General features: G+C 47.3%; 12 protein-coding genes. All 12 read right to left on the reverse strand.

Features of this window, described 5'->3' with window-relative positions:
* Positions 1 to 7 precede the first annotated feature (7 nt).
* Genes KNO87_RS04335 through fliM form a run of 12 tightly spaced genes read right to left on the reverse strand, consistent with a single transcriptional unit; the run spans position 8 to position 11,718 of the window.
* The gene (locus tag KNO87_RS04335) at positions 8 to 2,005 is read right to left on the reverse strand and encodes a chemotaxis protein CheA (RefSeq protein ID WP_214794063.1); all 1,998 of its coding nucleotides are present in this window, start codon (positions 2,003 to 2,005) and stop codon (positions 8 to 10) included.
* 19 nt (positions 2,006 to 2,024) lie between these two features.
* Positions 2,025 to 2,864 carry a MinD/ParA family protein gene (locus KNO87_RS04340; RefSeq protein ID WP_214788773.1) on the reverse strand — a complete coding sequence of 280 codons (840 nt, stop codon included), beginning with the start codon at positions 2,862 to 2,864 and terminating at the stop codon, positions 2,025 to 2,027.
* Positions 2,843 to 3,904, reverse strand: coding sequence for a flagellar biosynthesis protein FlhF (locus tag KNO87_RS04345; protein WP_214794066.1), 1,062 nt, complete (start codon positions 3,902 to 3,904; stop codon positions 2,843 to 2,845). The genes KNO87_RS04340 and KNO87_RS04345 overlap by 22 nt, the downstream gene beginning before the upstream one ends.
* Positions 3,905 to 5,926, reverse strand: a complete 2,022-nt coding sequence (gene flhA / locus KNO87_RS04350; protein WP_285800642.1) for a flagellar biosynthesis protein FlhA — start codon at positions 5,924 to 5,926, stop codon at positions 3,905 to 3,907.
* Between the two features lie 13 nt (positions 5,927 to 5,939).
* Positions 5,940 to 7,034 (reverse strand): flagellar biosynthesis protein FlhB, encoded by a 1,095-nt coding sequence (gene flhB / locus KNO87_RS04355; RefSeq protein WP_214794072.1) that lies wholly within the window; start codon positions 7,032 to 7,034, stop codon positions 5,940 to 5,942.
* On the reverse strand, positions 7,031 to 7,801 hold the full coding sequence (fliR, locus tag KNO87_RS04360; RefSeq protein ID WP_214794074.1) for a flagellar biosynthetic protein FliR: 771 nt from the start codon (positions 7,799 to 7,801) through the stop codon (positions 7,031 to 7,033). Before fliR ends, flhB begins: the two co-directional genes overlap by 4 nt.
* The gene (gene fliQ / locus KNO87_RS04365; RefSeq protein ID WP_015881403.1) at positions 7,798 to 8,070 is read right to left on the reverse strand and encodes a flagellar biosynthesis protein FliQ; all 273 of its coding nucleotides are present in this window, start codon (positions 8,068 to 8,070) and stop codon (positions 7,798 to 7,800) included. The genes fliR and fliQ overlap by 4 nt, the downstream gene beginning before the upstream one ends.
* Before the next feature lie 11 nt (positions 8,071 to 8,081).
* Positions 8,082 to 8,747, reverse strand: a complete 666-nt coding sequence (fliP, locus tag KNO87_RS04370; protein WP_074034688.1) for a flagellar type III secretion system pore protein FliP — start codon at positions 8,745 to 8,747, stop codon at positions 8,082 to 8,084.
* Positions 8,744 to 9,238 (reverse strand): flagellar biosynthetic protein FliO, encoded by a 495-nt coding sequence (locus tag KNO87_RS04375; RefSeq protein WP_214794076.1) that lies wholly within the window; start codon positions 9,236 to 9,238, stop codon positions 8,744 to 8,746. The genes fliP and KNO87_RS04375 overlap by 4 nt, the downstream gene beginning before the upstream one ends.
* Positions 9,235 to 9,600, reverse strand: coding sequence for a response regulator (locus tag KNO87_RS04380; RefSeq protein ID WP_074034690.1), 366 nt, complete (start codon positions 9,598 to 9,600; stop codon positions 9,235 to 9,237). The genes KNO87_RS04375 and KNO87_RS04380 overlap by 4 nt, the downstream gene beginning before the upstream one ends.
* A 13-nt stretch (positions 9,601 to 9,613) precedes the next feature.
* Positions 9,614 to 10,732 carry a flagellar motor switch phosphatase FliY gene (gene fliY, locus KNO87_RS04385; RefSeq protein WP_214794079.1) on the reverse strand — a complete coding sequence of 373 codons (1,119 nt, stop codon included), beginning with the start codon at positions 10,730 to 10,732 and terminating at the stop codon, positions 9,614 to 9,616.
* A complete protein-coding gene (gene fliM, locus KNO87_RS04390) occupies positions 10,729 to 11,718 on the reverse strand; it encodes a flagellar motor switch protein FliM (RefSeq protein WP_214788795.1) in 990 nt (329 codons plus the stop codon). The genes fliY and fliM overlap by 4 nt, the downstream gene beginning before the upstream one ends.
* Between the last annotated feature and the right edge of the window lie 3 nt (positions 11,719 to 11,721).

Below are 11,721 nucleotides of genomic sequence, written 5' to 3' on the forward strand. Positions count from 1 at the left end.
TTCCTCCTTAAAAGAGATCGTTACTATCTACGATAAGAGCGACGCGACCGTCACCGAGAATGGTCGCACCTGAGATAGCAGGAATCCCTTCAAGATACGTACCGAGCGGTTTCATGACAATTTCTTGCTGGCCGATCAAATCGTTGACGACGACACCGACAAGTTTGTTTCCTTTTCGAACGACAACGACCGGGAATTGCGACTTCGTCTCCGATTCGATTCCGAACATTTCTTTTAAATAGACGAGCGGAACCAACTGGCCACGGAAATCAAAGACACGCTCGCGGTGCGCCGTCAAGATGTCCGCTTCATCAAGCAAAGTCGTCTCGAGAATCGATGACAACGGAATCGCATACGATTCCTCACCGACTTGTACGAGCATGGCCGAGATGATCGAGAGGGTGAGTGGCAGACTTACCTGGAATTTCGTCCCTTGTCCTGCAACCGTCTCTAACGAAACGACACCACCGAGTGACTCGATTTTATTTTTCACGACATCGAGTCCGACACCGCGACCTGAAAGGTCCGTCACGACGTCAGCTGTCGAGAAGCCTGGAGCGAAGATTAACATCGCCAACTCGTTCTCAGACATCACAGTCGCCTCTTCATCTGAAATCACGCCACGTTCCAATGCTTTTGCACGAACTTTGTCAACGTTGATCCCCGCACCGTCATCCTCAATCTCGATAAAGACACGGTTGCCGCCGTGATAAGCGCGAAGGGCGAGCATTCCTTGTTCCGGTTTGCCTGCTTTCACGCGAACTTCAGGGCGTTCGATTCCATGATCGATCGCATTACGAATCAAGTGAACGAGCGGGTCTCCAATCTCATCAATGACCGTACGATCAAGTTCTGTCTCCGCACCCGAAATATCCAATTGAACTTTCTTGTGGATTTCTTTTGCGACCGAGCGAACCATGCGTGGGAAGCGATTGAACACTTGCTCAATCGGCATCATCCGTAGTGTCAACACGAGAGATTGCAGTTCGTTCGTACCTCGTTTGATTTTTTCAACGGTTTCGTTCAATTCTGGTTGACCCACCTCATCAGCGAGTCGTTCTAAACGTCCACGATCGATGATGAATTCCTCGAACAAGTTCATGAGACGATCGATTCGTTCTAAGTTGACGCGAATCGTTTTCGCTTGAGCCTGTGCAGCCACTTGTTCCTTCGTATCTTTTGTTTCTTTTTCTTCTTGGTCTGCGGCTTTCTGTACCACTGGTTCTGGTACTACCACTTCGGCTGTCACTGCGACTTCTGGTTCGCTTTCTGACGTTCCTGTGAACACATTGACTTCGACACGTTCCACTTCCGACACTTGGGCGATGGCATGTTCAATGACTTCCGTCGCCTCTTGTGATAGGAATAAGACGTCAAACGACAAATCGAATTGCTCTTGCTCGATTTCCTCTGTCTCCGGGTTCGTGCGTACGACTTCGCCCAATTCTTGGAGACGATCGAACACCATATACGCCCGAGCTGCTTTCAGGACGACAGCGTCTGATAATTTCACGGTGATTTGATAGGCCTCGAATCCTGTCTGTTTCGCCTGTTCGATGACCGAATTCGTGTAAAGGTCGACTTCGAATGTATTTGACTCTTTTACCTCTGTGACCACGACCTCTTTTCCACCGATGAACGATTGGAAGGCAGCGACCGTTTCAGAAACATCCACGTTCGCACCTCGTCCGCCGTTCTCAATGTCAGCAATCATGTCCTCCATCTGTTCCATAGCGATGAACATCGTATCCAACAATAGTTGGTTGCTTTCCTTTTTTCCGCCACGAACGAGGTCGAGTGCACTTTCCATCTCATGCGTCAAATTGGCGACGTGTTCGTACCCCATCGTCGAGGACATCCCTTTTAACGTATGCGCAGATCGGAAAATCTCTTGAACGACATCCGCCCCACCCGATTGTTCTAGCTTAAGTAACTGTGTGTTGATTGATTGGATATGTTCTTGGGATTCATCTAAAAACAACCCTAAGTATTCGTTCACGTCCATCTCATTTGCCTCCCTGTCGTTATACTCGGTTCCACTGTTTCCGTAAGTTCCCCATCAAACGGTCCATCAAGTGACGTGGTTTCGGAGGCGTTCCCGTAAGCGTTGTCAAAATTCGTTCGAGCCGCCAGCTAATATCACTTTTTCGATTGTATTGATAAAACGGGACTTGGGCGATGACTGCCTTTCTGACTGAAGGGTCATCTGGTAAAAATCCGAGGAATCGAATCGTCTTATTTAAGAACTGCTTGCATGCGACTTCCATCCGTTCGAAACATTGTAGTGCTTCCTCTCCAGACTGGGCTCGGTTCACGATGACACCCAGCGGTAAGTCTGGATATTGATGATGCACTAGTTTTGTATATGCGTATCCGTCCATGAGCGAGGTCGGTTCCGGCGTTAAAATCAAAAACATTTCATCACAGCCTGCAATAAATTGCAGCGAGGTATCCGTCGCCCCGGCGCCCATATCGAAGAGGACGTAATCATATGCGGTCAGTACTTCGAGTTCTCGCATGAGAAATTGCATGTCATCTTCTGAGAGATGGACGAGTTGGTCTTGTCCACTCCCTCCATGTAATATATCGACACCATGCACATTTTTCTGAACAGCTGCAGCCAATGGAATGCGAGCTTTTACGGACTCCATCATCGTTCTCGACTTCATTGCGTTCATTAAGATATGGACGTTGGCCATCCCGATATCAAAATCGACAATCAATACCCGCTTTCCGAGCTCTGAAAGAGCGATAGCCGTGTTCACGCATACGTTCGTCTTTCCGACACCGCCTTTCCCGCTCGCAAAGGCGATGGTCGTCGGATGGACATCATTGATTGCTCTTAAACGCCTTGCTTGGTCCATCTTGTCCACCCTTCTTTCTCAAACAGTCGTTTCGTCAACGCATCCGCATCTCCCCGAATCAAATCATCCGGCACTTCTTGACCGTCCGTCATCCATGCGACAGGAAGACCGCTCTTTTTCACCATTCGATACATCGCGTGAATGTCACTCGTCTCATCTGCTTTTGTGAAGATGAGCGAACTGAGTGGGAGTGACTCGAACTGGGAGTAGATCATATCCATATCTTTCATTTTTGATGTCAAACTTAACACGAGCGATAAACTCGTTTCCGTAAAGTCATGATGTTCGTGAAACTGTTCCACGTACGCAGGATCTCGGAAGTTGCGACCTGCCGTGTCGATCAACACGATGTCCTTTCGGGCAAATAATTGCTTTGCCCGCTTAAAGTCATGGAAATCATATGCCACTTCGACGGGGATACTCATAATTTCAGCGTACGTCTTCAACTGTTCGATGGCTGCGATTCGATATGTGTCAGTCGTGATCAACCCGACTGTCTTGCCTTCTTTCAACTTGAAATGCGCAGCTAGTTTGGCAAGTGTCGTCGTTTTACCGACGCCGGTCGGTCCGACGACCATGACATAACGTTTCGCCTCAGGTGGCTCGCCGAAGGACGATTTGACTTGTTCATACACGTACTGTTCAGCCGCTTCTACAGACTTCGTCGTATAGTAGAGCTCGTTCAACGTCTCTTCCCACGATTCTTCCGCGAACGACTCCGTCGAAAGTAACGCTTCGACATGTTGTAGTGACGTATGGAGTCTTGGCGCCGCTCCTCCTACCATACGAGGTGCTGGTGATGTTTGAGGTGATACCGTTTGAATCGGCTTTGTTTGAACCGATACAGACTGTCTAGGTTTCGTGACCGTTTGCTCTTTTTCAAGTGCAGCGATGACTTCCACTTGTTTCGAAGCGAATAAACCGAACCATCCGGTCTTCACTTGCCGTGAATTTAGGATCACCGCTTCATCACCTAACTCTTGCTTCACTTTCGTCATCGCTTCAGCCATCGTTTTCGCTGTAAATTTTTTAATCTGCATTTAAATCACCCCAATACTTTTCACTTCAACGGAACTGAGTAATTCGTTATATGCCAATACGGGAACATCTGGATAGTATCGTTCAAGCAACTGTCGAACAAATAGTCGAATCGTCGGTGAACATAAAATGACCGCTGACGCTCCATACCGTTCAAACATCGACAGTTGTTCTCCTGTGCGCTCGATAATGTCGCGCGCCTGCTCTGGGTCGAGTGCCAAGTAGTTCCCAAACTCCGTCTTTTGTACGGCGTCTTGAACGGTCTGTTCCGTCTGACCACCTAACGTGACCACATACAATGGACCTTCAGGTGGTTTGACTTGGTCGGTCAGTTGGCGTGACAACCCTTGACGGCAATATTCACCGAGGATTTCTGCATCTTTTGTCACTTTCCCGTAGTCAGCCATTGTCTCGAACAAAAGAGGTAAGTTTCGAATCGATACATTTTCTTGTAACAAGTGACGTAACACTTTTTGAATTTCACCGATTGAAAGCACTGAAGGCGTCACATCTTCAACGAGAACTGGATGGGTTTCCTTCAAATGCTCGACGAGTTGTTTCGTTTCTTCACGACCGAGTAAATCGGCAGCATGTTTCTTCAGCGTTTCGGTCAGATGTGTCGCGACAACGGACGGCGGATCCACGACGGTATATCCACTCATTTCTGCTCGCGTCCGTGTCTCCTCATCAATCCAGAGGGCCGGAAGACCAAATGCCGGTTCCGTCGTTTCAATCCCGTATACTTCCGGGTCTTCAATCCCTGGGCTCATCGCCAAGTAATGGTCGAGCAACAACTCACCTTCTGCGACGACGTTTCCTTTCACCTTGATGCGATACGCGTTCGGCGAAAGCTGTAAATGGTCGCGAATCCGAACCGTCGGCAAGATGAATCCGAGCTCGAGCGCGAGTTGACGACGAATCATGACGACACGGTCCAACAAGTCACCGCCTTGCGACTCATCCGCAAGTGGGATCAATCCGTATCCGAATTCGAATTCAATCGAATCGATTTGTAAGAGCGAGACGACAGATTCCGTCGGAGCTGTCGAAGGCTCTTCTTCCATGATGGGATCTTCCGTCGCCTGCCGGATGTTTCGTCGCATCGTATAGGCTCCGAAGAAGGCCGTACCTGCAATGATCATCGTCACCGGGATAAGTGGTGGTGACACGAAACCGAGCATGAAGACGATGGCGCCAGCGATATAGAGAAGCGATGGGTTTTGACCAAGCTGGTCGATCACATCTTCTCCTAAATTGCCGTCCGAGACGGCACGGGTCACGATAATTCCGGTTGCCGTTGAAATCAAGAGTGCCGGGATTTGACTGACGAGTCCGTCCCCGATCGTCATGAGCGAGAACGTTGTGAACGCTTCTCCGACCGGTAATCCCATCTGAACGACACCGATAATGATTCCGAAGATCAAGTTAATCGTCACGATGATGATACCGGCGATGGCATCCCCTTTGACGAACTTGGATGCCCCATCCATCGAACCATAAAAATCGGCCTCGCTTTGAATTTTACGGCGACGCATCTGCGCTTCCTTGTCGTCAATTAGTCCGGAGTTCAAGTCAGCATCGATGGCCATCTGTTTCCCTGGCATCGCATCAAGCGTGAAGCGGGCAGATACCTCAGATACACGCTCGGCACCTTTTGTGATGACGACGAACTGAATGATGACGAGAATGAGGAAGACAACGAATCCGACAAGGACATTTCCTCCGATTACGAAATCACCGAACGTCGCAATGACTTCCCCTCCGTAACCGTTTGAGAGAATCGAACGGGTCGTCGATACGTTCAAACCGAGACGAAACAACGTCACAATCAATAAGAGGGAAGGGAATACGGAGAAGTCGAGCGCTTCTCTGGCATTCATCGCCACTAGTAAGATCATGAGGGCGATTAAAATATTTACGATGATTAAAAAATCTAATAAAAAGCCCGGTAACGGGATGATCAGCATGATGACAATCATCAAGACACCAATCAAAACTGCAAAGTCTTTCGCTTTTACTGCCAACACATACTCCTCCTCAAGACGGTTGCTTCATTTGATAGACGAATGCGAGCACTTCCGCAATCGCTTGATAGAACGATTCGTCTACCACTTCTCCGATATCGATTTGCGCATATAGCGCCCGTGCAAGCGGCTTGTTCTCAACAATCGCCACATTGTGCTCTTTTGCGACATCTCGAATATGAAAGGCGACTCGGTCGACCCCTTTTGCCACAACGAGCGGGGCAAAGTCTTTCGTATCATCGTAGCGGATGACGACCGCGTAATGGGTCGGGTTCGTGATGACGACGTCGGCATTCGGAATTTCTTGCATCATGCGTCGCATCGCCATTTCTCGTTGTTGTTGCTTAATCTTAGATTTGATCAGCGGGTCACCTTCTGAGTTTTTATACTCGTCTTTTATGTCTTGCTTTGACATACGAATCGATTTTTCGAAATCAAATCGTTGATAAAAAAAGTCGAGTAATGCGAGTGCGAGCAATGCAACACTCACCCAGAGACCAAGTTCAATCGTGATCCCTGCGAGCGCGACGATGGATTCTCGAATCTGTTCGACGGCCATCCGGGACAATTCTTTTTGGTTTTGCCAAAGGACAGCGACAGCGGTTGTCAGGATGATTAAAAATTTGAATAAGGACTTTAAAAATTCGACGACCGCTTTCATGCTGACGATACGTTTCACCCCTTTAATCGGGTCGATTCGCTCGAGCTTTGGCTGGATCGCTTCTAAGGAAAAAAGCGTTCCAACTTGTAAATAATTGATGAGAATCCCAAACACGACAGCGACGATAAAGAATGGCGCCAAAATCAATCCGACTCGAAGCATCAAGTCAATGATCATCCCTGACATGCCCTCAGATATATTGAACAGTAAGTATTGGGGGCTGAGTAAATCTCCGACTAATGAGAGCAACTGTTGCCCAATCATCGGTCCGAAGAATGACAGCATGAGAAACATGGCAAAGAGCGCGAATGCTCCCGTCAAATCAGCGGATTTGGCGACTTGCCCTTTCTTTCGTGAATCCTCTCGTTTACGCGGTGTCGCTTTTTCTGTTTTTTCACCTGCAAAAAACTGCAAATTGACCGATAAAGGATATAGAGGCTTCTTCATGAGGCATCTCCTAGTATGAGCATAAAGTCGTGCATCACGTCTTGTAATAACGGAATGAACTGACTAATACCTGTCAGTGTCAATCCCATCAACAAGACCATGACGGCAAATCCGGCAATCAGTTTGAAGGAAAAGCCGATTGCAAAGATATTGAACTGTGGCGCCGATTTTGCTAAAAAACCAAGTGCCAAATCGACAAGCAATAAAGATGCCATCATCGGCAAGGCCAATTGCAAGGCGACCATCATCGTCATCGTGACCACTTTCACTGCCATCATGAGTGAGGCTTCCGTGAAGTTAATCATCGGTTGACCAGGTGGATAGATTTGAAAACTGTAATAAATGCCGTCAATCAGGAGTAAATGTAAATTACTCGTCAATAAAATGAACAGCGTAAAAATATAATAAAATCGTCCAATTAGTGGCGACTGTCCGCCAAACATCGGATCGTATGCGGAAGCCATCGCGAGTCCAAGTTGAAGGTCGATGACCCCTCCAGCAATTTGCGGAGCGAAAAAGAGAATGTTAATCAATAGACCGAGTAAAAGCCCAATCATGACCTCATACACGACCTGAAGCACAAACCCATTCGTCATTTGAATCGGCTCGGTGATGGTGAACATAGCGTAATACGCTAAAAATGCACTGAAGCCTACCCGGTGCATAACCGGCAACTGTCTCGTCGAGAACAATGGGACACTGACAAAAAAGCCAGAGAGTCGCGCAAACGTCAGACCGTACATACTGATGAAGTCAACTGCGTTCATTTCGACGCAACCTCGACCATCAGCTCAAAAATCAATCGTGTGAACCCCTCAATTTGTTGAAGCATCCACGGTCCAAAAATGACAAGACCGATGAAGACCGAGATGATTTTTGGAACAAACGAAAGCGTCTGTTCTTGAATTTGAGTCGTGGCCTGTAAAATCGAGATCACGAGACCGACAATCAGTGAGATGAGCAGCAACGGCATTGAAATTTTTAATAATGTCCACACACTCTCTGTTGCCAAGTAAATGACCATTTCTTGTGTCATGTCCGTTCCCCCTACATACTTCTAAGCAATGATTCCACAATCAAGTGCCAGCCATCGACCAATACAAATAGTAATAATTTAAACGGTAAGGCGATCATGACCGGTGGTAGCATCATCATCCCCATCGACATGAGCACACTTGCGACGACCATATCGATAATTAAAAATGGCAAGAAAATCATGAATCCGATTTGGAAAGCTGTTTTCAACTCACTAATCGCATAAGCCGGAACGAGAGCGAGAAGCGGTACATCATCAAGTGATTCAGGTTGCTCGTAGTTCCCATATTTCAAAAACAGTTGCAAATCTTCCTGTCTTGTATATTTCGACATGAATTCTTTCATCGTCCCGCTCGCTTCATCAAACGCCTCATCTTGTGAGATTTTGTCATCGAGATAAGGTTTTAACGCGTTCTCATTCAAATCAGAGAGAACGGGAGACATGACGAACAATGTAATGAACAAAGCCAATCCGACAATCAACTGGTTTGGCGGTGTTTGTTGTGTACCGAGCGCCGGTCGAATGAAAGAGAGTACGACGACGACACGTGTGAAGCATGTCATCAAAATTAAAAAAGAAGGGGCAAGTGTCAATAACGTCAATAAAATTAAGAGTTTGATCGACGTTGACGTACTGTCTGGTGTCTCTAAATTGATTAATTGCTCAAACGTTGTCATGACTTCTTCCTCACTTCTTCTAATTGAGCAAGTTGTTTCTTAAAGGTATCTAAAAATGCATTCGAATTCGTCGTTCGGAGTGATAAAGGCTCTGACTGCTCTTCATCCATCGCTTCCGCATCGAGTCGATCAATCAATTGAATCGATTCCCCGACGCCGAGGACATAGACTTGATCCCCGAGTTTCACGAGTTGGACGGAACGGTCCTTTCCTAGTGGGACGCCTCCGAGGTGTTTCATATGCTGAGTCGCTTTCACACCTTGTGTTTTGGAACCGAGCCAACGCATCAAGACGATAAAACCGCCGACCACGACTACGAGACTCAACACGACTTTCACGCCATTTCCAATCGTTGACGCTGTCGTTGGAACGTTACTTTCCAATTCTTCTGTCTGTTTTTGCTCGAATTGTTGGTCTACGGTGGCGGCCTCAACCGTGGCCGGAACAAAAAGTCCGACCACGAGGAGAATAATCAACCACCATTTCTTCATTGTGCGACCGTTTTAGAGACCGCTTCGATGACACGTTCCGCGTTGAACGGCTTAACGATGAAGTCCTTCGCTCCTGCTTGAATCGCATCGATGACCATCGCTTGTTGCCCCATTGCCGAACACATAATGACTTTTGCATTCGAGTCGAAGCTGCGAATCTCTTTTAATGCCGCGAGACCATCCATCTCTGGCATCGTGATATCAAGTGTGACAAGATCCGGTGTGAGCTCACGATACTTCACGACCGCGTCAGCTCCGTTTTCTGCCTCACCTACTACGTCATATCCGTTCTTTGTCAAAATGTCCTTGATCATCATACGCATGAACGCTGCGTCATCTACTACTAATACTTTTGCACTCATTCTAAATTCCTCCTTAGACGATTCCGATCCGCTCATGCGGTTGAATAATTTCTGTTACACGTACCCCAAAGTTTTCTTCAATCACGACAACTTCTCCTCTAGCAATTCGTTGTTGGTTGACATAAATATCAACCGGTTCGCCAGCTAGCTTGTCGAGCTCGATGATGGAACCTTGTGATAACTCGAGTACTTCCCGGACAGATTTTTTCGTTCTGCCTAGTTCGACTGTCACGTTTAACGGCACGTCATATAATAGCCCTAGGTTTGCCGGTACAGACTCTTGTGGAGCTGGTGATTGGAGCGGCATGAATTCTGCTTGGCTTACCGCGACCTCTGGCATCGATTTTTGCTTTTCCGGTTGTGGTTGCGCCTGCGGTTGAGCTTGCGGCTGAGGTTTCGGAGCCTCGGCTTTCGGTTGTTCTTTTACAGGCTCCACTGCCGTTTGTGCTTCACCGGTCGCTTTCATCAATTCATCGACTAATTGCTTTCCGAATTGAATTGGAGCAATTTGAACGATTGTGGAATCAATCAATGTACCTACTTTGAGATTGAACTCAATGAGCACCATCGTTTCCCAAAGTTCAAGACGATCGATAATCGTTTGATTTTTTGTTGCGTCAAACACCTCGACAAGTGGTGGAGAGATGTCAATTTTCTTCGAAAACACCGTCGATAAAGATGTCGCGGCTGCGCCCATCATTTGGTTCATCGCTTCTTGAACGGCTGATAAGCGAATCTCATCAAGGCTTTCAGGATCGACGTTCTCCCCTGTCCCACCTAACATGAGGTCAGAGATAATAGCGGCATCTTCGCGAGTCAAAACGAGGACATTCTCCCCTTTTATCCCTTCCGTATACCCAACACGTAATGCGACATGTGGCGTAGGATAACGCTCACGCAACTCCTCGATTCTCACTTCACTGACAACCGGTGTCGTGATTTCTACTTTTTGCTGTAGTAACGTTGACAAAGCCGTTGCCGAATTTCCAAACGAAATGTTTCCGATTTCCCCGAGAGCATCGCTTTCCATCGAATCTAAATGCTCTTCGTTTTCCGCCTTTGGCGTCGGCGTATTGTCACTTGTTCCACGTAGTAACGCGTCAATTTCATCTTGTGACAGCATTTCACTCATTGCTCTTCCTCCTTCACACGGTGAAGCACTTGAACCGCCATCCGCTTCCCGCTCACACCGACTTGCCCTTTAAATACTTTATTTTCCCCTACCATGATGGATAGAGGCTCTTTTGCCACTTGATCGAGTGCCAAACAATCCCCAACTTCAAGATGCAGCAGATCGCCGAACGTAATTGTCGTCTCTCCGAGTAGTGAGACAACCTCGACCGTCGAGTTCATCAACTGGGCTTTGAGTGGCTCTTTGCTCGATTGACTCGCATTCCGACGATTCGCTTCCTGCATCCAATAATGACTCGAAAGTTTCGACAAGACAGGTTCAATTGTCACGAACGGAAGACAAACGTTAATCGTCCCGCTCACTTCCCCAATCGTCACTCCAATGGAGATGAGGACGACCGTCTCGTTAGGTGAAACGAGTTGAAGGAACTGCGGATTCACTTCGACAGCAGCCATTTCTGCCTTGATTTCTGCAATTGACTCCCATGCATCTCCATAACTTGAAAAGGCACGTTTATACAATTGCGTCAAAATTCGCATCTCGATCTCTGTGAACGACTCAATCTTGTCCATTTCCACACCCGGTCCACCAAGTAGACGATCGAGCATCGCATAAGAGATGTTCGGATTGACTTCGATGATGAATCTTCCGTTTAACGGCGGCGCTTCAATCAAGTTAATCATCGTCATACTCGGGATAGAATGAATGAATTCATCGTACGGTAGTTGTTCGACCGAGTTGACGGTGAATTGAACATAAGTGCGAAGTTGTGCCGAGAAAAACGTCGTCAACATACGTGTGAAATGCTCATGAATCCGAGTCAGGCTTCGAATTTGATCTTTAGAAAATCGAACGGCTCGTTTGAAGTCATATTGCCGAACCTTCTTTTCTTCTTCTTGCGCGAGAAAAGAATCCGCTTCGACATCCCCACTGCTTAGTGCAGATAGTAAGGCATCAATTTCTTGTTGAGACAGTACTTCTCCCATGAT

It is taken from the genome of Exiguobacterium sp. s34, assembly GCF_018617435.1.
GTDB lineage: Bacteria > Bacillota > Bacilli > Exiguobacteriales > Exiguobacteriaceae > Exiguobacterium > Exiguobacterium aestuarii.

Coding starts and splice junctions, on each gene's coding strand:
- KNO87_RS04335 (WP_214794063.1), bottom strand. CDS start 2,005: ATGGACGTGAACGAATACTTAGGGTTGTTTTTAGATGAATCCCAAGAA.
- KNO87_RS04340 (WP_214788773.1), bottom strand. CDS start 2,864: ATGGACCAAGCAAGGCGTTTAAGAGCAATCAATGATGTCCATCCGACG.
- KNO87_RS04345 (WP_214794066.1), bottom strand. CDS start 3,904: ATGCAGATTAAAAAATTTACAGCGAAAACGATGGCTGAAGCGATGACG.
- flhB (WP_214794072.1), bottom strand. CDS start 7,034: ATGAAGAAGCCTCTATATCCTTTATCGGTCAATTTGCAGTTTTTTGCA.
- fliR (WP_214794074.1), bottom strand. CDS start 7,801: ATGAACGCAGTTGACTTCATCAGTATGTACGGTCTGACGTTTGCGCGA.
- fliQ (WP_015881403.1), bottom strand. CDS start 8,070: ATGACACAAGAAATGGTCATTTACTTGGCAACAGAGAGTGTGTGGACA.
- fliP (WP_074034688.1), bottom strand. CDS start 8,747: ATGACAACGTTTGAGCAATTAATCAATTTAGAGACACCAGACAGTACG.
- KNO87_RS04375 (WP_214794076.1), bottom strand. CDS start 9,238: ATGAAGAAATGGTGGTTGATTATTCTCCTCGTGGTCGGACTTTTTGTT.
- KNO87_RS04380 (WP_074034690.1), bottom strand. CDS start 9,600: ATGAGTGCAAAAGTATTAGTAGTAGATGACGCAGCGTTCATGCGTATG.
- fliY (WP_214794079.1), bottom strand. CDS start 10,732: ATGAGTGAAATGCTGTCACAAGATGAAATTGACGCGTTACTACGTGGA.
- fliM (WP_214788795.1), bottom strand. CDS start 11,718: ATGGGAGAAGTACTGTCTCAACAAGAAATTGATGCCTTACTATCTGCA.